This window comes from Aestuariicoccus sp. MJ-SS9, assembly GCF_032586235.1.
In the GTDB taxonomy this organism is placed as follows: Bacteria; Pseudomonadota; Alphaproteobacteria; order Rhodobacterales; family Rhodobacteraceae; genus Aestuariicoccus.
In genome coordinates this window covers 128,352-148,005 of record NZ_JAWHTD010000001.1, presented here as the reverse complement: position 1 = coordinate 148,005, position 19,654 = coordinate 128,352, and the positions used below count along the sequence as shown (strand labels likewise).

The 19,654-nt window shown below is 66.6% G+C and carries 18 protein-coding genes; 8 read left to right on the top strand and 10 right to left on the bottom strand.

Annotation, left to right across the window (positions count from 1 at the left end; all coding sequences use genetic code 11):
- Positions 1–138: 138 nt before the first annotated feature.
- Positions 139–1,590, bottom strand: coding sequence for a sensor histidine kinase (locus RXV88_RS00725; protein WP_410468785.1), 1,452 nt, complete (start codon positions 1,588–1,590; stop codon positions 139–141).
- Positions 1,587–2,324 (bottom strand): response regulator transcription factor, encoded by a 738-nt coding sequence (locus RXV88_RS00720; RefSeq protein ID WP_316289775.1) that lies wholly within the window; start codon positions 2,322–2,324, stop codon positions 1,587–1,589. The genes RXV88_RS00725 and RXV88_RS00720 overlap by 4 nt, the downstream gene beginning before the upstream one ends.
- A gap of 234 nt (positions 2,325–2,558) precedes the next feature.
- Here RXV88_RS00720 and RXV88_RS00715 point away from each other — a divergent pair, with 234 nt between their 5' ends.
- From RXV88_RS00715 to RXV88_RS00700, 4 genes are read left to right on the top strand one after another with little or no spacing between them, the layout of a single operon-like run.
- Positions 2,559–3,803 carry an ABC transporter substrate-binding protein gene (locus RXV88_RS00715; protein ID WP_316289774.1) on the top strand — a complete coding sequence of 415 codons (1,245 nt, stop codon included), beginning with the start codon at positions 2,559–2,561 and terminating at the stop codon, positions 3,801–3,803.
- Positions 3,804–3,862: 59 nt separating this feature from the next.
- Entirely contained in the window at positions 3,863–4,735 is an 873-nt protein-coding gene (locus tag RXV88_RS00710; protein WP_316289772.1) for a sugar ABC transporter permease, read from the top strand.
- Positions 4,728–5,621, top strand: a complete 894-nt coding sequence (locus tag RXV88_RS00705) for a carbohydrate ABC transporter permease (protein WP_316289771.1) — start codon at positions 4,728–4,730, stop codon at positions 5,619–5,621. The genes RXV88_RS00710 and RXV88_RS00705 overlap by 8 nt, the downstream gene beginning before the upstream one ends.
- A 5-nt stretch (positions 5,622–5,626) precedes the next feature.
- A complete protein-coding gene (locus RXV88_RS00700; RefSeq protein WP_316289770.1) occupies positions 5,627–6,724 on the top strand; it encodes a sn-glycerol-3-phosphate ABC transporter ATP-binding protein UgpC in 1,098 nt (365 codons plus the stop codon).
- A gap of 83 nt (positions 6,725–6,807) precedes the next feature.
- On the opposite strand, the gene tcuB is transcribed toward RXV88_RS00700, so the two are convergent.
- Positions 6,808–7,869, bottom strand: coding sequence for a tricarballylate utilization 4Fe-4S protein TcuB (gene tcuB, locus RXV88_RS00695; protein WP_316289768.1), 1,062 nt, complete (start codon positions 7,867–7,869; stop codon positions 6,808–6,810).
- A complete protein-coding gene (gene tcuA, locus RXV88_RS00690; protein WP_316289767.1) occupies positions 7,859–9,241 on the bottom strand; it encodes an FAD-dependent tricarballylate dehydrogenase TcuA in 1,383 nt (460 codons plus the stop codon). The genes tcuB and tcuA overlap by 11 nt, the downstream gene beginning before the upstream one ends.
- A 104-nt stretch (positions 9,242–9,345) precedes the next feature.
- Between tcuA and RXV88_RS00685 the strand changes: the two genes are divergently transcribed.
- The 3 genes from RXV88_RS00685 to RXV88_RS00675 all read left to right on the top strand — a co-directional run bounded on the left by RXV88_RS00685 (position 9,346) and on the right by RXV88_RS00675 (position 11,600).
- On the top strand, positions 9,346–9,996 hold the full coding sequence (locus tag RXV88_RS00685; protein ID WP_316289765.1) for a GntR family transcriptional regulator: 651 nt from the start codon (positions 9,346–9,348) through the stop codon (positions 9,994–9,996).
- Complete coding sequence (locus RXV88_RS00680; protein ID WP_316289763.1) at positions 9,993–11,027, top strand: AbrB family transcriptional regulator; 1,035 nt, start codon at positions 9,993–9,995, stop codon at positions 11,025–11,027. Before RXV88_RS00685 ends, RXV88_RS00680 begins: the two co-directional genes overlap by 4 nt.
- An 81-nt stretch (positions 11,028–11,108) precedes the next feature.
- Positions 11,109–11,600 carry an asparaginase domain-containing protein gene (locus tag RXV88_RS00675; protein ID WP_316289761.1) on the top strand — a complete coding sequence of 164 codons (492 nt, stop codon included), beginning with the start codon at positions 11,109–11,111 and terminating at the stop codon, positions 11,598–11,600.
- Positions 11,601–11,611: 11 nt separating this feature from the next.
- On the opposite strand, the gene RXV88_RS00670 is transcribed toward RXV88_RS00675, so the two are convergent.
- Entirely contained in the window at positions 11,612–12,358 is a 747-nt protein-coding gene (locus tag RXV88_RS00670; RefSeq protein WP_316289759.1) for a TSUP family transporter, read from the bottom strand.
- A gap of 24 nt (positions 12,359–12,382) precedes the next feature.
- On the opposite strand from RXV88_RS00670, the gene rraA reads away from it, so the two are divergent.
- A complete protein-coding gene (gene rraA, locus RXV88_RS00665; protein ID WP_316289757.1) occupies positions 12,383–12,874 on the top strand; it encodes a ribonuclease E activity regulator RraA in 492 nt (163 codons plus the stop codon).
- A gap of 4 nt (positions 12,875–12,878) precedes the next feature.
- On the opposite strand, the gene RXV88_RS00660 is transcribed toward rraA, so the two are convergent.
- From RXV88_RS00660 to RXV88_RS00640, 5 genes are read right to left on the bottom strand one after another with little or no spacing between them, the layout of a single operon-like run.
- The gene (locus RXV88_RS00660) at positions 12,879–13,847 is read right to left on the bottom strand and encodes a D-2-hydroxyacid dehydrogenase family protein (RefSeq protein WP_316289756.1); all 969 of its coding nucleotides are present in this window, start codon (positions 13,845–13,847) and stop codon (positions 12,879–12,881) included.
- Between the two features lie 4 nt (positions 13,848–13,851).
- Positions 13,852–15,498 (bottom strand): thiamine pyrophosphate-binding protein, encoded by a 1,647-nt coding sequence (locus tag RXV88_RS00655; RefSeq protein WP_316289754.1) that lies wholly within the window; start codon positions 15,496–15,498, stop codon positions 13,852–13,854.
- Positions 15,495–16,580 (bottom strand): 4-oxalomesaconate tautomerase, encoded by a 1,086-nt coding sequence (locus tag RXV88_RS00650; protein WP_316289752.1) that lies wholly within the window; start codon positions 16,578–16,580, stop codon positions 15,495–15,497. The genes RXV88_RS00655 and RXV88_RS00650 overlap by 4 nt, the downstream gene beginning before the upstream one ends.
- Complete coding sequence (locus RXV88_RS00645) at positions 16,577–17,614, bottom strand: isocitrate/isopropylmalate dehydrogenase family protein (RefSeq protein ID WP_316289751.1); 1,038 nt, start codon at positions 17,612–17,614, stop codon at positions 16,577–16,579. The genes RXV88_RS00650 and RXV88_RS00645 overlap by 4 nt, the downstream gene beginning before the upstream one ends.
- On the bottom strand, positions 17,611–19,626 hold the full coding sequence (locus tag RXV88_RS00640; protein WP_316289749.1) for a tripartite tricarboxylate transporter permease: 2,016 nt from the start codon (positions 19,624–19,626) through the stop codon (positions 17,611–17,613). The genes RXV88_RS00645 and RXV88_RS00640 overlap by 4 nt, the downstream gene beginning before the upstream one ends.
- Between the last annotated feature and the right edge of the window lie 28 nt (positions 19,627–19,654).

Sequence of the window (19,654 nt, the reverse complement as noted above, 5' to 3'; positions counted from 1 at the left end):
CCCTTAAAGCAATGCCTGAGTGACGTTTGCGGGACTCGAACCGGCTTGGCGGGGACAAGCGCCGTCGCGCGCGCGCCTCTGTGTCCGAAGGAAGACGCGCAACCTCGCGGCGAGCGGCCTGCCAAGGGGCGGGCCCGGCTATCCGCGCTGGATGGTCAGCCGCACGCGCAGGCCCGTGGGGCCGTCCTCGAACGCAAGTGCGCCGCCGTGCAGCTGGGCGATGGTGGCCACGATGGTCAGGCCAAGCCCGTAGCCATCGACGGTCGCGGTGTTGTCGCCGCGCCGGAAGGGGGCCATCAGCGCCTCGATCTCGGCCGCCGAACTGTCCGATCCTTCGTCCTCGACCACGATGGTCGCGCTGTCGGAATCGGTTTCCAGCTGAACCGTTGCGCGGCGTCCGTATTTCAGGGCGTTGTCGATCAGGTTGGTAACCGCGCGCTGCAGCGCGATGGGCCTGCCGGTGACGATCACGTCGCGATCCCCAGCCACCACGGTCTGACCCTGCCGCGACATAAACACCGAACGGCCGCCATGCACGATCACGTCCCGGGGCGCGCGCAGGGTCACGTCGCGTCCCATGTCCTCGTAATCGGCGACGATGGCGTCGATCAGGGCGGTCAGGGACAGCTTGCGCGGTGGCTCGGCGCTCATTTCGGCACGGGTGTAGGTCAGCACGCTGTCGATCATGCCGGTCATGCTGTCGATGTCCGCCTCGAGCTTTTCGCGCAGCTCGGCGTCCTGGATCAGCGCCGTGCGCAGGCGCAGGCGCGTGGCAGGCGTGCCCAGATCGTGGCTGACCCCCGAAAGCACCGCCGCCCGGCTTTCGAGCTGGGCGCGCTCGGTCTCCAGATAACTGTTCACGGCCGCGACGATATCCTGCAGCTCGCGCGGGCCGGGGATGTCGTAGCTGGTCGGCCCGCCAAGCCGGCGGCGGCTGCGCAATTGATCGGCGAAATGGGTGAAATCGGCCGAGGTGTTCAGGGTCGCGGTGAACAGCATCGCCAGCGCGATGACCGCCCCCATCGCCGCGATCAGACGCTGGTCGGACGGGGCGTCGGCGCAGCCCCAGACGGCGCCGCCGTCGATCCGCACCCAGGGCGCGTCGCCCATCCGCGCTATGACAACCGGGTCGCTGCAATAAGAGGCCAGCAGGCGGAAGACCTCGCCGGTGGTCTCGGCGGCGGTCTGACCGTCGCGGATGGGCAGCGCCGACAGGCGGTAGACCAGGTCGGGCGACAGGATTACCAGCGTCAGGGGCTCGCCTGTGGCGATGTTCTCGGCATCGGCGAGGATCGGCACAGTGGTGAGGCGCGCGGCCTGCGGCGCGGCGGCGATGCGGTTGAACGCGCCCGCGCGCGCCAGCGCCTGATCGGCATCGGACAGCGGCAGGATCGCCACGTCGCCGGAGGGCAGCGTGTTGTTCTGCAAGGCGTTATAGGTCGTCACACCCGCCACGAAGGCCTGAGTGCCATGCGCGCGCCAGCCGGCGTTTGACTGCATCCACATCCAGGTCGCCAGCACGCCCGTCAGAAAGGCCGCGGCAACGAAGAGCGTGCCGATGGCGCGCAGGCTGAAGGGCCGGGCGATCACGCGTCCTGCGCCATCACGTCGACCGCAAAGACATAACCCACGCCCCGCTCGGTGCGCAGGATCTGCGGATCCTTGGGGTTCCGTTCGATCTTGGACCGCAGCCGCCCAACCAGCACGTCGATGGCGCGGCCCAGCGCGTCGGCGGTCTGCTTGGTGTCGCCGGTCACGTCGAGCGCCGCGGCGATCTCTTCGCGGGTGAGCGGGATGTGCGGATTGGCCAGCAGCGCCCGCAAGAGCGCCGTCTCGCGCCGCGACAGGGCGACCTGCACGCCCGCGGGCGACAGCGCCTCGTCGCGCTTGGCGTCATAGGTCCAGCCGGCGAAGTGAAAGGTCTTGGTGTTCCGCCGGTGCACCAGCGACGACGACCGCCGCGCGCGCGACAGCACCGCCTTGACCCGCGCCAGCAGCAGATCGGGGTTGAAGGGCTTGGCCACGTAATCGTCGGCCCCCACCTCGTAGCCCGCCATGCGCTGGTGATCGGCCGACAAAGCCGAGACCATGATGATCGGCACGTCCTGCTCGTGCCGCAGGCGGCCGCAGATCTCCAGCCCGTTCTCGTCGCCCAGCATGACGTCCAGCAGGATCAGGTCGACCCGCCCGCCGCCGAGATGTTTGCGGACCTCGGCCTCGGTCGCGGCGGGCAGCGCGATGGTGCCGTTCCGCCGCAGGAATTGGGTCATCATCTCGCGCATCTCGGGGTCGTCATCGACCACCAGAATTCTGGGAATCGCCACCTGTCACCCTCCTGCACCGCGGCCCCCGTGCATGCATGCCGGACCCGGATCGGTAACACCATGCAACAAAATCGGGGGCAACGTAACAACCTGTAACGAACCGCCCGATTATTTGCATGACCAGCCCGGGAACCGGCCATGTCTCAATTGCATGGCGCCGGGGCGATCCGCCATGATTGCGCTACCGAAGCCCGTAAAAGGGCCCGTATTTACTATCTTTGGGAGGGAACCAAGATGAAATCCTACATTCTCAGCGCTGTGTCCGGTATCGCACTGGTCGCATCCACCGCGGCCATCGCCAACCCGCAGGCCGAAGTCCTGCATTGGTGGACCTCGGGCGGCGAAGCCAAGTCGGTCGCCGTGCTGCAGGAAGAATTCGCCGCCAAGGGCGGTGAGTGGACAGACATGCCCGTCGCGGGCGGCGGCGGCGACGCCGCGATGACCGCTCTGCGCGCACGCGTTCTGTCGGGCAACGCGCCCACCGCCGTTCAGCTGAAAGGCCCGGCGATCCAGGAATGGTACGAAGAAGGCGTTCTGGCCGATATCTCGGCCGTGGCCGAGGCACAGGGCTGGGCCGACGTTCTGCCCGCCTCGATCGCCGGTCACATGAAGTGCGAGGGCACCTGGTGCGCCGCGCCGGTCAACGTGCACCGCGTCGACTGGATCTGGGCAAATGCCGACGTTCTCGAGGCCAACGGCATCGAAATGCCCACCACCTGGGACGAGTTCAACGCGGCGGCCGAAAAGCTGCAGGCGGCGGGCGTGATCCCGCTGGCGCATGGCGGCCAGGCCTGGCAGGACGCCACCGTCTTCGAGGCCGTCGCTCTGGGCATCCTCGGCCCCGACGGCTTCCACAAGGCCTTTGTCGAGCTGGACACCGACACGCTGACCTCTGACGGGATGGTCGCGGTCTTCGACCAGATGCGCAAGATGCGCGGCTATGTCGACGACAACTTCTCGGGCCGCGACTGGAACCTCGCCACCGCGATGGTCATGAACGGCGAAGCGGCGTTCCAGATCATGGGCGACTGGGCCAAGGGCGAATTCATGGCCGCGGGCAAGGTCCCGGGCGAAGACTTCCTCTGCGCCTCGACCCCGGGTGACGGCTTCCTCTACAACGTCGACAGCTTTGCGATGTTCGACGTTGACGGCGACGACAAGCAGGAAGGCCAGGCCCTGCTGGCGGAACTGATCGTCGGTCAGAACTTCCAGAAGGTGTTCAACCTTAACAAGGGTTCGATCCCGGCCCGCACCGACGTGTCGCTGGACGAGTTCGACAGCTGCGCGCACCTGTCCGCCAAGGACATGAACGAAAGCTCGGCCAACGGGTCGCTGCTGCCCAGCTATGCCCACGGCATGGCGCTGCGCGGTGCGCAGTCTGGCGCGATCACCGATGTCGTGACCGCGCATTTCAACTCTGACATGTCGTCGGCAGACGCGGTCAAGATGCTGGCAGACGCCGTCGCAAACAGCATGTAACCGGCCTGTCCCGCCCTTTGATCCCAAGGGGCGGGACCACCCCCAAAGGGACAAATCCAATGACCAAGTGGCTTGAAGAAAACACGCCCAAATTGGTACTGGCCCCCTCGTTCATCGCAGTTCTGGTCTTCGTCTACGGCTTTATCGCCTGGACGGCCTGGGTATCGATGACGCGGTCGCGGCTGCTGCCGAAATACGAAATCGAGGGCTTTATCCAATACGAACGTCTCTTCGCGTCGCCGCGCTGGGACACGGCAATCAACAACCTCTTTATCTTTGGCATTCTGTTTATCGTGATCGCGATGATCCTCGGGCTGATCCTGGCGATCCTTCTCGATCAGAACATCCGCACCGAAGGCGCGATCCGCACGATCTATCTTTACCCCATGGCGCTGTCGATGATCGTGACCGGCACCGCGTGGAAATGGATCCTGAACCCCGGTCTGGGGATCGAGGCCATGGTCCGCGGCTGGGGGTTCGAGACCTTCACCTTCGACTGGCTGGTGAACCCCGACATGGCGATCTACACCATCGTCATCGCTGCCATCTGGCAAAGTTCGGGCTTTGTTATGGCGCTGTTCCTGGCCGGTCTGCGGTCGGTCGATGGCGAGATCATCAAGGCCGCGCAGGTCGACGGCATTCCCACCTGGCGCGTCTATACCGCCATCATCATCCCGTCGATGGCCCCGATCTTTCTGTCGGCCTTCATCGTGCTGGCGCACCTCGCCATCAAGAGCTTCGACCTGGTGATCGCGCTGACCGGCGGCGGCCCCGGCTATGCCACCGACCTGCCCGCCACGTATATGTACGCCATGGCGTTCTCACGCGGGGACATCGGTCAGGCGGCCAGTTCGGCCATGATCATGATGCTGGTCGTCTTCACCATCGTCGTCCCGTACCTCTATTCCGAGCTGAGGACCCAAGATGACTGATCTTTCGATGACATCCGCCAAGAGCAACAGCCAGATCGGCAAGATCGCCCTGCGCTGGCTGCTTTACATCACCCTCGTCCTCTTCGCGCTGTTCTACCTGATGCCGCTCTTCGTGATGGTCACGACGTCGCTGAAAAGCCTCGAAGAGATCCGCACCGGCGACCTGATCGCGCTGCCGCGCGAGGTCACATTCGACGCCTGGCGCACCGCCTGGTCGGGCGCCTGCACCGGCATTCAGTGCGAAGGCGTGCGGCCCTACTTCTGGAACTCGGTGCTGATCGCCATTCCGGCGGTGGCCATCTCGACCCTGCTGGGGGCGATGAACGGCTATGTGGTGGCGCAATGGCGCTTTCGCGGGGCCAACATCCTCTTCTCGCTGATGCTGTTCGGCTGCTTCATCCCCTTCCAGGTGGTGCTGCTTCCGATGGCGCGGGTGCTGGGGATCATGGGCATCGCGGGGACCATTCCCGGTCTGATCTTCGTGCACGTGATCTACGGGCTCGGGTTCACGACGCTCTTCTTCCGCAACTACTATGTCAGTATTCCGGCCGAGCTGACGAAGGCGGCCAAGGTGGACGGCGCGGGCTTCTTCCGGATCTTCTGGTCGATCTTCCTGCCGCTGTCGCTGCCGATCATCGTTGTCGCGGTCATCTGGCAGTTCACCCAGATCTGGAACGACTTCCTCTTCGGTGTGTCGTTCAGCGAGGCCGGCACACAACCGGTCACCGTGGCCCTGAACAACATCGTCAATTCGACCACCGGCGTGAAGGAATACAACGTCGACATGGCCGCCGCGATCATCGCTGCGCTGCCCACCCTTCTGGTCTACGTCGTCGCCGGCAAATACTTCATCCGCGGTCTGACCGCTGGATCCGTGAAAGGATAAATCCCATGGCTCCGATCCTTGAAATCAAGAACCTCTACAAGAACTACGGACCCGTCGAGATCCTCAAAGACATCAACGTGTCGATCGAACCGGGCGACTTTCTGGTGCTGGTCGGGCCCTCGGGCTGCGGCAAGTCCACGCTGCTCAACTGCATTGCCGGGCTAGAGCCGATCACCGGCGGGTCGCTCTTCATCGGCGGGCAGGACATGACCAACGTCAGCCCCAAGGACCGCGACATCGCCATGGTGTTCCAGTCCTACGCGCTTTACCCGACCATGTCGGTGGCCAAGAACATCACCTTCGGCATGAAGGTGCGCGGGGTGGATCAGGCGACGCAGGACCGCAAGCTGGCGCAGGTGGCCCAGCAGCTGCAGATCGAGCCGCTGCTGAACCGCCGTCCCGGCCAGCTGTCGGGCGGCCAGCGTCAGCGGGTGGCGATGGGCCGGGCGCTGGTGCGCGATCCCAAGCTCTTCCTCTTCGACGAACCGCTGTCGAACCTGGACGCCAAGCTGCGGGTCGAGATGCGGACCGAGATCAAGGCCCTGCACCACAATCTGGGCGCGTCGATGGTCTATGTGACCCACGACCAGATCGAGGCGATGACGCTGGCCACCAAGATCGTCGTGATGAAGGGCGGGGTGATCCAGCAGATCGGGTCGCCGTCGGAAATCTACAACCGTCCGGCCAACCTCTTCGTGGCGGATTTCATGGGCAGCCCGGCGATGAACCTGATCCCGGCCAAGGCCCGGGCGAACGGCGGCGGCACCCATATCGAGATCGCCCGCAAGGACGGCGCGCCGATCGTGCTGACCGACACCCGCAACCACGACCTGCCCGAGGACGTGATCCTGGGCGTGCGCCCCGAAGACATCGCCGATCCGACGATGCGCACGGGCAGCGACGCGCAAGAGGCCGAATGCCTGATCGACATCGTCGAACCGGCGGGGGCCGACACCTTCGCGGTGATGCAGCTGGGCGGCAAGCATGTCACCGCCCGTCTGCACTCCGAGACCACGGCGCAGCCCGGCAAGCCGCTGAAACTGGCCTTCGATCTGGGCAAGGTGTCGTATTTCGCCCCGGACACCGGGCTGCGGCTGAACTGACCCGCCAACCCGACGAAAACAACGAGCGCCCGAAGTGATCTTCGGGCGCTCTTTTCATGTCGCCATGCCGGGAAGGTTTGGTGTCAGCCTCGCTCGGTCTGATCCCGCACCAGAGCCGCGAGGCGGTAAAAGCCATGCGCCATTTTCGAGAACGGGATCAGTAGGAAGAAGGTCAGGACGGTGCCGAGATGCAGTGGCAGCAGCCAGCCGACCGCCGCCGAGCCCGTCGCCGCATAGAGCACGAGGCCGGTGGCGCTGACCGCGAAGAGCAATGCGACAAAGGCCATCTCGCCGCCCCAGACCTTGGGCGCGCCGAGCTCGGGATCGGCCTTAAGCTTGAGCCACGCCAGCCCCGCCGTCCCCAGGCACAAGAGCACCCCGCCGGGAACACCCAGCAGCTTGGGCAGGCTGAAAGGCCCGTAAGGCGCTTCGAGCCCCAGCAGGTAGTGCATCAGCGTCGCCGTGGACGTCGAGGCAAAGCACAGCAGAAAGCCATAAAGCACAGCGTGGTGGAACCCGCGCCGGGCGTTGGAAAAGCGGTCCGCATCTTCGAAATTGCAGCCCTCGCCGTGCCCGCCCGAAAGGTTGTCCATCCGCCCCGCCGAGCGCAGCGCGGCCCAAAGATCGGTCAGCGACACCGCACCGCCGCCCACGCTGCGCCAGTAGCCGCGCAGCGACACGGCAATGGCGGCAAGCGGAAGCACGAAGGCAGGCGCGAAGACCGCCACCATCAGCCCGTGGGACATGTAGGCGTAAAACCCTTCGCCGGTTTCCGGCCGGAACGCCTGCGCCAGCGCGAAGAGCAGCGCAATCGCCACCACCAGAAGCGCCGCGATCACCACGCCATTGCGGTCGTAAAGACGCGCAAATCCCCGCGGCCAGGCGTGGTCCTGCCAGCTGGCCTGTCGCACCTCAGCCAGCGCCTTGGGCAGGTTCAGCGCGAATTCGTGCGGTTCGGTGTACTGACAGGCGTAATAGCAGCCCCGGCAGTTGTGGCAGAGATTGGCCAGCTGGGTGATGTCCCCGTCGGCAAAGGCCCGTTGCCGGGTGATCGCCGGGAAAACGGCGCAATAGCCCTCGCAATAGCGGCAGGCGTTGCAGATCTCGACCTGGCGGCGGGCTTCGGCGATCAGTTCAGTTGACATAAGCCGCGGCCCCCTTCCCTGCCAGACGCCCGAAGACGGTGCCGATGGTCATGCCGAACCCGGCCAGATACCCTTGTCCCAGAATGGACCCCGCCATGATTTCTCCTGCTGCCCAAAGGTTTTCGACCGGCCCGTCCGGCCCGTGCACCTGCGCGCTCTCGTCGACGCGCAGTCCGAGATAGGTGAAGGTCACGCCGGGACGCAGCGAATAGCCGTAGAACGGCGGCTCCGAGATCGGGCGCGCCCAGTTGGTTTTCGGCGGGCTCAGGCCTTCGGTCGCCAAACCGTCCAGCTCGGTCGGATGAAAGTCGCCGTCGCGGCAGGCGGCGTTAAAAGCCTCGACCGTCTCGCGCAGCTTGGTGCCCGGCAGGCCCAGCTTCTGCGCCAGCCCTTCCAGCGTGTCGGCCTTCACCGGCGGGAAGACCGACGGCATGAAAAGCTCCAGCGATTTGGAATCGATGATCGCATAGCCGACCTGATCGGGCTGCGCCGCGACCAGCCGGCCCCAGATGGCATAGCGCTTGGGCCAGACGTCCTCGCCCTCGTCGTAAAAACGGTCTCCGTCCTTGTTGACAACGATGGAGAACGGCACGCAATCCAGCCGGGTCACGATGCCGCCGTCGAATTTCGGCGCGCGGCCGTCGATGGCGACGGCGTGGCACTGGGTCGGATCGCCGACGCTTTCCATGCCCTGATCCAGCAGGTCCTTGAGCACGACGCCCCGGTTGTAGGGCGTGCCCCGGTTCAAAAAGTTGCGCGCCGCCGGCCCCCAGGCCCGCGCCAGCCAGTCGACATCGCCCTGAAAGCCGCCCGAGGCGACGACCACCGCGCGCGGATGGAAGGTGACCGTGTCGCCGCCGATTGTCGCCTCGACCGCGCCGATGCGGGCGCCGTCATGCTCCAGATGCGTGACCTCGGCCTCATAGGCGATGTCGATGCCCTTGTCCTCGGCCCGCCGGTAATAGGCGTTCACCAGCGCCTTGCCGCCGCCGAGGAAGAACGCGTTGGTGCGCGACAGCGACAGGGTGCCCGAAAGCGACGGCTGGAACCGCACGCCATGGGCCTGCATCCAGTCGTAACATTCCTCCGAGGCGCGGATGGTCATGCGGGCCAGCGTTTCGTCGGTCTTGCCGCCGGTGACCTTGATCAGGTCTTCGAAATATTCGTCCTCGCCATAGGCATCGGTCAGCACGCCCAAGGGGCCTGCGTGCATACAGCGAAAGTTGCGCGTGTGCCGTGAATTGCCGCCGCGGTAGGGTTTCGGCGCGCTTTCCAGCATCACCACCCGCGCGCCCGTTTCGCGCGCGGTCAGCGCCGCGCAAAGCGCCGCGTTCCCGCCACCGACGACCAGAATGTCGGGTTTCGTGTCCATCTTCAAACCTTTGCCACCTCTGCGGGCAAAGTCGCTTTGACTTCACCCTGCTCCTGGGTTAACAGTATTGTATCCCAGCGGATACAAAGTTCAAGGCCCAGCCGATGACCACCCCGCAAACCCTGTCGAAATCCAGCGGCGAAGCCGCCTATGACGCGCTTCTCGGCGCGATTCGCGAGGGTCAGTTCGCCCCCGGCGACCGGCTGCGCGAGGAAGACGTGGGCGAGCGGCTGAATCTCTCGCGCACCCCTGTGCGCGAGGCGTTGCGGCGGCTGGAGGCGGACGGCATCGTCGAACACCGCCCCCGCCTCGGCGCGGTGATCCGCAGGCTCAGCCACGCCGAAGTGGTCGAGCTTTATGAGATGCGCGTGGTGCTGGAACGCACCGCGGCCGAGCTGGCCGCCAAACATGGCACGGGCGCGGAATTCGACGCGCTGGAGGACCTCAACCGGGAAATCGCGCAGGAACGGCAGAACCCGGCGCGGGCGGCGGCAATCAACCAGACCTTTCACCGCGGGCTTTACCTTGCCGGACGCAACCGCTTTCTGCTGGAAGCGGCGCGGGCGCTTAACAATTCGCTGCTGTTGCTGGGGCCCACGACGTTCACCGACGACGCGCGCATTGACACGGTCGTGGCGCAGCACGAGGCGATCATCGACGCGCTGCGCAGCGGCGACAGCGCGGCGGCGGGGACCGCGGCCGAGACCCATCTGCAAACCTCGCTGCGGCACCGTCTGCGGGCGATGGAGCCATGATGCCCGTCCTCAACGCCTTCGCGATCGGCGCGCTTGGCGTCGCGCTGTTCAAATTCGTGGACCTGCCGTTGCCCTGGCTGCTGGGCCCGATCGCCGCTTGTTTGCTGGCCGCGCTCGCAGGCGTGCCCATGCGCGGGATCAAGCCCGTGAACGAGGCGATGCGCACTGTGCTGGGTGTCGCCGTGGGGGCGACGCTGACACCGGCCGTGCTGGTCACCTTCCCGGCCATGTGGCCCACGCTGGTTCTGGTGCCGGTGATGGTCGCCGCTATCGGGCTGGTCGGAATTCCCTATTTCCGGCGGCTCTGGGGCTATGACTTCGCCACCGCCTATTACGCCTCGATGCCCGGCGGGCTCCAGGACATGCTGGTCTTTGGCGAAGAGGCCGGGGGCAATGTCCGCGCCATGTCGCTGATCCACGCGACCCGCGTTCTGGTGATCGTCGTGGCGCTGCCGTTCCTTTTGAAGGGCGTCTGGGGGGCCGACCTCAGCAACCCGCCGGGCGCGCCCGCAGCCACTGTGCCGCTGCACGAAATGGCGCTGATGGTGGTTTGCGCGTTTGTTGGCTGGCTTGGGGCGAAACGCGTCGGCATGTTCGGGGCGTCGATCCTGGGGCCGCTGATCGTGACCGCCATCGTCACCCTCGCAGGGCTGCTGCACTACCGCCCCCCAGCCGAGGCGATATGGGCCGCGCAATTCTTTATCGGGCTGACAATCGGCAGCAAATACGCCGGGATCACCTTGCAGGAGGCCCGGCGCGACCTGATCGCCGGCGTCGGCTTCTGCGTTCTGCTGATCCTGCTGACCATCGTCTTCGTCGAGGCGATCTATATGTTCGGCCTCGCCCCGGGGATGGAGACGCTTTTGGCCTTCGCCCCGGGCGGACAGGCCGAACTGACAGTGCTTGCGTTGATCGTGGGGGCGGACGTGGCCTTTGTCGTGGCGCATCACGTGCTGCGCATCTTCGTCGTCATACTGGGCGCGCCGGTCGCGGTCCGCTATTTCAGGCTGGTGTCGCGGTCCGACACCTGAACAGTGCACCGGTTTGACGGTTTCAACCGCACCCGAATGGGATAGAAGCACCACGACCGCGGCAAACCAAAAGGCCCTCCGATGAAAGACCTGCGCATCATCGTCACCGGCGGCACCATCGACAAGGTGCACGATCCCCGGACCGAGGGGCTGTCATTCGCGCCCGACGGCGCGACGCATCTGCCCGAGATGCTCCGCATCGGGCGCTGCCACTTTCCCACGGTCGAGCTCTTGATGCTGAAGGACAGTCTTTACTTCGACGATGCCGACCGCGCGGCCATTGCCGGCGCGGTCGCCGCCGCCCCCGAAGAGGCGGTCGTTGTCACCCACGGCACCGGCACGATGGGCGACACGGCGCGCTTTCTGGCGCCCCGGATCGGCGACAAGACCGTGGTACTGACCGGCGCAATGCGGCCGTTTTCGCTCTATACCTCGGATGGCGAGTTCAACCTGGGCGGCGCGGTCGTGGCCGCGCAACTCTTGGGCCACGGGGTCTGGGGCGTGATGAACGGGCGCGTCTTCGCGGCGGCAGAGCTGAACAAGAACACCGAACAGGGGCGCTTCGACGTCTGACCGGCACCAGGTCAGAGCGCCCCGATCCCCTGCCAGATCAGACGCAGGGAAATCAGCACCAGCACCACATCGAGCGCGCGTTTGAAGCCGTGATCGCTCATCCGGATCAGAACCGAGCGGCCCGCCAAAGTGCCCAGAAACCCCGCCGCGATCATCGCCGCGATGAAACCCACCCAGGGGCCGTAGGCAAAGCCCAGCATCCCGAAGACCACGATCTTCAGCCCGTGCTGCAGGGTCATCAGCACCGCATGGGTCGCGACATGCGGCTCGCGCGAAAGACGGAGGGATTTCGAGAAATTCGCGACGAACACGCCGGTCGCGCCGAAGAACATGGTCAGGAAGCTGGAGATCAGGCCGGTCAGCAATGGAAACCGCGACAGCCAGGCCGGGGGCCGGGCCAGAACGCTCCAGATCACGAAGACCCCGATCCCGATCAGCACGATCCCCGGCGGCAGATTCACCACGACGCTGCCGCCCACCCCCGCCCCGATGGCGCTGCCCACAGCGAAGGCCGCGACCGGTGGCCAGTGGGTCTTGCGAAAGAGCACCGCCGCCCGCGACAGGTTCGACCCCAGCTGGATCACCCCGTGCACCGGGATCAGCGCTGCGGGCGGCAGGAACGACGCCATGATCGCCAAAAGCAGCGATCCGCCCCCGATCCCCAGCGCCACGGTGATGAACGAGCCGACAAAGCTTGCGCCCAGCAGCATAATCGCCACGATGGGATCGAACCCGCCAAGCAGCGCCTCGACGCTCATGACCCAACCCCGGAGGTTACCCGCATGAACACCTGCGACCTGCACGACGCATATGGCGACCTGCTGGAAATCCTGCCCTTCGGGCTGACGTCATACGGCGGCCGCAAGCGGTTCTCGGGCGTGGTCGAAACGGTCAAATGCCTCGAGGACAACAGCCGCATCAAGGAGCTGTCGCAGACCCCGGGCGAGGGCCGCGTTCTGGTCGTGGACGCAGGCGGATCGGTGCGCAACGCGGTCATGGGCGACATGATCGCGTGTGGGCTCAACGACAACGGCTGGGCCGGCGTGGTGATCTGGGGCGCGGTGCGCGACGTGGGCGAGCTGGCGGCGCTCGATCTGGGCGTGCTGGCGCTGGGCCACATCCCGCGCCCCGGCAAGCGGCGCGGGGACGGGCAGATCGGCATCGACATCCGCCTGGGCGAGGCGCGCGTTTCGCCCGGCGCCTTCCTCGTGGCCGACGAGGAAGGCTGCATCGTCTTCCCGCCGGGCACCAAGCCCGACGACCTGGCGCTCTGACCCTTCACTGCACCTCGGGGTTGATCACGTGGATCGGCGCGCCGTCGGCATAGGCGTTGATCTGGTCGTAGATATCCGCGAACTGCATATCCAACTCGTCCTCGGTGACGTAGCCAATATGCGGCGTGCAGATCACGTTTGGATGGCTGATGACCGGGTCCGACGTGTCGGTGAAGGGTTCGGGATCGAACACATCCAGCGCCAGCCGCCCGGGCCGCGCGGCCTCCAGCGCGGCCTCCAGCGCGCCGTCCGCCACAAGGCCCGACCGCGAGGTATTCACGAAGGTGGCCGAGGGCTTCATCGCCAGCAAATCTTCGGCGCTGATCAGGCCACGGGTGGCGGGTGTCAGGCGCACGTGGATCGAAACGAAATCGCTCTGGGCAAAGAACGCCTCGCGGCTCGGCGCGACTTCGGCCCCGGCCGCATGCGCCCGGTCCCGGCCCTCGTCCGAGCCCCACCACCAGACCTTCATCCCGAACGCCTCGGCATAGCGCGCCACCTGGCCGCCGATCTTGCCATACCCATAAAGCCCCAGCCTGCGCCCCATCAGCGTCTGCCCCGGCGCAAGCTGCCATGTCCCCGCGCGCAGGCTCTGCATCTGCTGCGGGATCTGCCGCGCCGAGGCGAGGATCAGCGCAAAGGTCAGTTCCGACGCGGCGATGGAGGGTTTGCCGGCCGACATGTTCGAGCAGAGCATCACGCCGTTGGCCGTACACGCCGGCACGTCCACATGCGGATAAACGCTGCGCTGGCTGATCAGCTTGAGGTTCGGCAGACGCTCCAGCAGCGCCGCCGTCACCGGGGTGCGTTCGCGAAAGAGCACGACGCAGTCCGCATCGGCCAGCCGCTCGGCCAGAACGTCGAGGTCTTCGGTATGGTCGGTCCAGATGGTGACGTCGTGGCCCTCGAGCCGGGCAAAGCTCGGCAGCGTCTTGAGCGTGTCGAACCAGTCGTCGAGAATGTGCACTTTCATCGGATCAGCCTTTCCCGTGAGATCTTCGAATGACCGGCGACATGATCCTGTCGCTGATCGGAATGTCCAGCAGTGCCGCGCGGCCCGACCCTTGGAACTGCGAAATCAGGCCCGGAAGGTCGCTCAGGTCGTCCACCCGTTGGCCCGCCGCGCCGAAACCCCGGGCAATCGCCGCAAGATCGGTGGGGCCAAAGACGGCTCCCGCATCCGACAGCCCCTCGGCCCGCAACTTGTGGATTTCCGACCCGTAGGCGCCGTCATTCAGCACGACGATCAGGATATTAAGCCCGTGGCGCAGGATCGTCTCGATCTCCTGCACGTGCATCAGCAGGCTGCCGTCCCCGTCGAACAACACGACGGGCTGGTCGGGATGGGCGACCCCGGTTCCCATCGCGAAAGAGATGCCGTTACCGATGGCCCCGAATTCGCGGATCGTCAGGAAATTTTCGTAAGCGCGGCGGGGCATCTGCGCGACGTAATACGAGCAATGCCCCGACGAATTGACCAGCTGCCAGTCGGACGGGATCGCGGCGTCGAGCGCGGCGACAGCGTCGCGCGGATCGTGCAGGCCATCCTCTGGCGGGAATTGCGCGGAATCGGCGGGCTCGGTCCGGATGCGCGTTGCCAGCGCATCGCTGCGCCAGTCCGCCGGGCGGGGCCGGATCGCTTCGGCCAGCGCCTCGGCCCCCAGCCGCGCGTCGGCGCGCAGATGCAGGTCGGCGGCCACGCGGCCCTGGCTGACGGCGACGGGATCGGTGTCGATCTGCAGAACCCGCGCCTTTGGCCAGAGCGCCCCGCCATCCGCGTTGTGCCGCGCCAGAGATGCGCCCAAGGCGATCACCAGATCGGCCTCGGCGAACATCTCGCGCGCGACCTCGGTGGAAAAGCCCCCCGCGATGCCGACGCAGAACGGGTCGTCGTGGAAGAGACCGCGCGCGGGTAAGGTCGTCGCCAAGAGCCCGTCGCAGCGTTCGGCCAGCGCGCGGCAGGCCTGCGCTGCATCCGCCTCGACAGCGCCCATGCCGGCCATCACGACAACTCGGTTTGCGCTGTCCACCGCCCTGACGGCATCCTGCAGATCGTCGGGATTGGGCGGAATCGGGCGCGGCTGGACGTGCAGGCGATGGGCGGGCTCGGGCAAGGTCTCGGACCCGGTCCAGGGCAGTTCCTGCAGATCGAAGGGCACGCCCAGAACGACCGGGCGGCCTTCGCGCCGGGCCTGCAGAAAGGCGTCGCGCACGGCTGTCGGCATCCGGGCGGGCCAGTGCAGGCTGTGGTAGGCCGCACCGGTGGCAGTGACAAAGGGGGCCTGATCTATCGCCTGATTGTACCAGCCCGCCTTCAGCGGCGCCTCGCCCGCCAGCACGACCAGCGGGATCCGCGCCCGCACGGCAGCGGGCAGCGCGGTCATCAGCTGGGTCAGTCCCGGCCCGCAGGTGACGGTGGCCAGCCCCACTTCGCCGGTCTTGCGGGCATAGGCCATGGCGGCGGCCACGGCGCAATGTTCGTGCCGCACATAGATCATCCGGCAGCCGGTTTCCGACAGCCGCGTGGCGAAAGCCATGTTCGCATCGCCCATCAGCGCGAAACACGCCCCCGTCCCCTCCTGCACAAAGGCGCGGGCTAGGATGTCGAAGGTGTGCAGCGTCATGCGTTCTCCCACACGGCGGCGGGCACCAGAAGCTCGCCGCGCGCGATCAGCCGCGCGGTGCGGGTCACCCCGGCCGAGACGAAGGCGAAGGGGTCGGTGTCGTATTTGACGCGCACCTCCATGGTCCCCATCGGGTGCTCGATGACCACGTTCACGGGCGATGGCCCGATGGGACGGACCAGCCCCTCGGCCACGGTGCCCGGGGCCAGCGCACAGGCCGCCAGGCATTGCGAACCGGTCACCGCCACGGTCGGATGGGTGTTCCACGGCATAAAGTAGCGCACGGCGAAATGCCCGCCCGCGCGCGGTGCCGAAATCAGGCCGATCTTGGGGACGACCGACCGGGTCACGTCGCCCAGCCCCATGCGCCTGCCTGCCTCGAGCCGGAGCGCCTCCATCCGCGCAAAGAGCGCCTTGTCGGCGTCGAGTTCCTCGGCGGTCTCGTGCCCCGTGATGCCGAAATCCGACGCCCGCGCGATCATCATCGGCATGGCCACGTCGACGCAGGACACCTGGACGCCGTCGATCTCGTCCACCGGGTTGCCGGTCGGAAAAAACTTGCCCGTGCGCGAGCCCGTCACCTCCATGAAGTTCAGCGTCACCGGGGCGGCCGTGCCGGGCACGCCGTCGATGGCGACGTCACCGTCATAGCGGACCGCGCCGCCGGGCGTCTGCACCTCGGCCTCGATCAGCGCGCCGGTGTTGACGGCGCGGATGCGCACCGGCGTCACCCCGTCGCGCGCGGGCACCAGCCCCATCTCGATCGCCGCCGGGCCGACGCCGACGAGGATATTGCCGCAGGTCGGCGAGAAATCGACCTCGGCCTCTTCGACGCCCACCTGCGCGAAGAAGTAATCGATATCCGCCGCGGGATCGTCCGAGCGCGACAGCATCGCCACCTTGGTCGTCACCGCCGTGCCGCCGCCGATTCCGTCGATGTTGCGGGGGTTCCCCGCCCCGACGACCGAAATCAGGACCTGCGCCAGGTGATCGCGGTCCTTTGGCAGGTCGGCTGCGTTGAAATAGGGGCCGCGCGACGTGCCGCCCCGCAGGAAGAGATACGGAATTGGGTGCTGGGTCATGGTGTAGCCTCGATCCGTTGGGTCAGATGATCGGCGAAGGCGCGGGTGCCGAGCGCCCCGCCCAGATCGCGCGTGCGCGTATCGGGCCGGGCCAGCGCCGCGTCAAGCGCCGTGGTGATGCGTCGGGCCGCGTCGGGCTGGCCCAGATGTTCCAGCAGCATTGCCGCCGATCCGATCAGCGACGCGGGGTTGGCCGCGTCCTGCCCCGCGATATCCGGGGCCGATCCGTGCTGGGCCTGCGCCACCGCGTGTTCCGCCCCGTGGTTGAGCGAGGCCGCCAGCCCCAGCCCGCCGGCCAGTTCCGAGGCCAGATCAGACAGGATATCGCCATACATGTTGGTCGCAAGCACCACGTCGAAGCGCGAGGGGTCGCGCACGAAATGCGCCGCCGCCGCGTCGATCAGCAGCTCTTCGGTCTCTACCTGCGGAAAGGCCCGCGCCACGTCGCGCACCGTGTCGAGGAAGAGCCCGTCCGACAGACGCAGCACGTTGGCCTTGTGAATCACGGCAACCTTGCCGCGCCGCTGGGCCGCCAGCCGGTACGCGGTCTCGGCGATGGCGCGGGAATTGGCCTCGGTGATGCGGCGGACGGACAGGGCGACGCCGGGCACGGGCATGAACTCTCCGGGGCCCTCGTGCATGTTGCGGTCGGCGTAGAAGCCTTCGAGGTTTTCGCGCACCACCACCATGTCGACCTTGTGCCCGGTGGGTGTCGGCACCGCCTGATGCGACCGCGCCGGGCGGATGTTGGCGAAAAGCGCCAGGTCCTTGCGCAACACGCCCGAGGGGTTCAACCCGCCCTCCGCCACCGGCGGATAGGCGTTGTGGGACACCGGGCCGAGGACCACGCCATCGACCTCGCGGGCGCGGGCGCGCACCGCGTCGGGGATCGTCGTGCCGTCTGCCTGCAAGGCGGCAAACCCGATGTCGGCCTCTTCGAGCGTCACCCCGGGGCAAGCCGCGCGCAGGACCTGACAGGTAGCCGCCATGATCTCGGGCCCGATCCCGTCGCCCGGCAGGCACAGAAGCCTCATCGCAATGGCCAGGGCAGATCGACAAGCTCTTGCAGCAGCCCCGGCGGGAAATCGCGGTTGAGCGTCGAGGTCAGGAAGATCATGAACCCGATGCCCCCCGCCGTCAGCAGAACCGTCTGCAACCAGCTGACCCCGGCGCGCAACCGGAAGAAGGCCAGCATGAAGAGCGTCAGCGCCAGCACGAAGCCCAGCAGCGCCGACAGCACCAGAAGCGACGCGAACCATGCCAGCGTCGGCCAAAGCCCGTGCGGCGCGTCGGCATCCTCGCCCGCGGCCTCGCGGTCGGCGAAGATCGGGTCGCCCTCGGGCGCGCGGATCATGCGGATCAGCAGCAGGACAAGCGCCACGATGCCGACGCTGGCCACCGCCATCGGAAAGATCTTGTCCGACATCAGGTTGATGGAGGCCGCGTTGACCCAGGCGATCACGGAATAGGCCAGCAGCATCAGCAGGAAGATCAGCGGCGCGCGCTTGGCGCCGGTGTGGACCTCGCCCTCCGAGCGGATCTGCTTGGACTGGCGGATCCCGAGGATCACCGACACCACAGTGATCGCCAGGATCACCAGAACGATGGGCGAGGCAAGGTATTCCAGCCCCTGCTCCATCCCGCGGCGGAATTTGAATGTAGCGATCTGATGGGCGTTGGCCGAGAAATTCTCGGCCTGCGACGACAGCACGAAGCCGATCAGGAAGGCCGGGCGCGACCAGTCGAAACGGCGCAAAAAGATGCCGACAAGCCCGATGGCGAAAAGCGCGACCAGATCGCCCAGCGACTGGCGCGACTGGAACGCCGCGAACGAGATCATCATGAAAAGGAACGGCGCCAGCAGCGTGAAGCGGATCGTGGTCAGCCGGGCGATCCCGCCCGACAGCGCGATGCAGAGCCCGGCACCCACAACGTTGGCCAGCGCCAGCGACCAGACGATCGTGTAGGTGACATTCAGATCGTTCTGGATCATCTGCGGCCCGGCCTCGTAGCCCAGCAGCGCCAGACCGCCGATGAAGACCGCCATCGACCCAGAGCCGGGAATGCCGAAGATCAGCGTCGGCACGAGGCCCCCGCCCTCCTTGGCGTTGTTCGAGCTTTCCGGCCCGATCACGCCGCGGATCTCGCCCGAGCCGAAGTTGGACTTGTCCTTGGTGGTCTGCACCGCGTGGCCGTAGGCGATCCAGTCGACGACGGATCCGCCAAGGCCGGGGATCACGCCGACGATCACACCGATGACCGAGCAGCGGATCGACAGGTAGATATTGGTCCACCAGTCGCGGATGCCCTGCATCCAGCCCGCGCCCAGGGTGGCCCCCCGCGCGATGGACTGGTCCTGCCGCAGCAGGCTGATGATTTCGGGCACAGCAAAGATGCCCAGACCGACGATCACCAGCTTGATGCCATCGGTCAGATAAGGAATGTCATAGGTCGCCATGCGCAGGCTGCCGCCGTGGCTGGCCTCTCCGATGGTGCCCAGAAGCAGGCCGAGACAGGCCGCCGCGACACCCTTGAGCGGCAGGCGGCCGGCGAGGATCGCCACCATCGCAAGACCCAGCAGCGTGACCGCCAGCATCTCGGGCAGCGCGAAGGCCAGCACCAGGGGGCGGGCGATGAGGATGAAGAAGGTCAGAACGCAGGCCCCGAAGAGCCCGCCAAAGAGCGACGACACGAAAGCCGCCGCCAACGCCCGCGCCGCCTCGCCCTTGCGGGCCAGCGGGAAACCGTCAAGCACCGTGGCCTGGCTGGCCGACGAGCCGGGTATGCCCATGAGCACTGACGCGAAGGTGTCCGACGTCGGCACCACCGCCACCAGTCCGACCATCAGCGCAAGGCCCGATACCGGGTCCATGCCGAACATGAAGGGCAGCACCAGCGACAATCCGGCGATGCCGCCGAGGCCCGGAAACACACCCACCGACAGGCCCAGAAGAACCCCCAGAATGAGGAACATGATCTGCTGCGGCTGAAGGATAAGCGCAAATGCTTCGGAAAGCGCCGGCAGCGCCGTTGCAAAAAGGTCCATCGGTCTGCTCCCGGGAAAAAGGACCCCC

Bases quoted from the DNA above. Each gene is read 5' to 3' on its own strand.
- RXV88_RS00655 (WP_316289754.1), bottom strand. From the start codon at position 15,498: ATGACGCTGCACACCTTCGACATCCTAGCCCGCGCCTTTGTGCAGGAG.
- RXV88_RS00670 (WP_316289759.1), bottom strand. From the start codon at position 12,358: ATGAGCGTCGAGGCGCTGCTTGGCGGGTTCGATCCCATCGTGGCGATT.
- RXV88_RS00660 (WP_316289756.1), bottom strand. From the start codon at position 13,847: ATGAAAGTGCACATTCTCGACGACTGGTTCGACACGCTCAAGACGCTG.
- RXV88_RS00710 (WP_316289772.1), top strand. From the start codon at position 3,863: ATGACCAAGTGGCTTGAAGAAAACACGCCCAAATTGGTACTGGCCCCC.
- tcuB (WP_316289768.1), bottom strand. From the start codon at position 7,869: ATGTCAACTGAACTGATCGCCGAAGCCCGCCGCCAGGTCGAGATCTGC.
- RXV88_RS00640 (WP_316289749.1), bottom strand. From the start codon at position 19,626: ATGGACCTTTTTGCAACGGCGCTGCCGGCGCTTTCCGAAGCATTTGCG.
- RXV88_RS00675 (WP_316289761.1), top strand. From the start codon at position 11,109: ATGAAAGACCTGCGCATCATCGTCACCGGCGGCACCATCGACAAGGTG.
- RXV88_RS00685 (WP_316289765.1), top strand. From the start codon at position 9,346: ATGACCACCCCGCAAACCCTGTCGAAATCCAGCGGCGAAGCCGCCTAT.
- RXV88_RS00650 (WP_316289752.1), bottom strand. From the start codon at position 16,580: ATGACCCAGCACCCAATTCCGTATCTCTTCCTGCGGGGCGGCACGTCG.
- tcuA (WP_316289767.1), bottom strand. From the start codon at position 9,241: ATGGACACGAAACCCGACATTCTGGTCGTCGGTGGCGGGAACGCGGCG.
- rraA (WP_316289757.1), top strand. From the start codon at position 12,383: ATGAACACCTGCGACCTGCACGACGCATATGGCGACCTGCTGGAAATC.
- RXV88_RS00715 (WP_316289774.1), top strand. From the start codon at position 2,559: ATGAAATCCTACATTCTCAGCGCTGTGTCCGGTATCGCACTGGTCGCA.
- RXV88_RS00680 (WP_316289763.1), top strand. From the start codon at position 9,993: ATGATGCCCGTCCTCAACGCCTTCGCGATCGGCGCGCTTGGCGTCGCG.
- RXV88_RS00645 (WP_316289751.1), bottom strand. From the start codon at position 17,614: ATGAGGCTTCTGTGCCTGCCGGGCGACGGGATCGGGCCCGAGATCATG.
- RXV88_RS00700 (WP_316289770.1), top strand. From the start codon at position 5,627: ATGGCTCCGATCCTTGAAATCAAGAACCTCTACAAGAACTACGGACCC.
- RXV88_RS00705 (WP_316289771.1), top strand. From the start codon at position 4,728: ATGACTGATCTTTCGATGACATCCGCCAAGAGCAACAGCCAGATCGGC.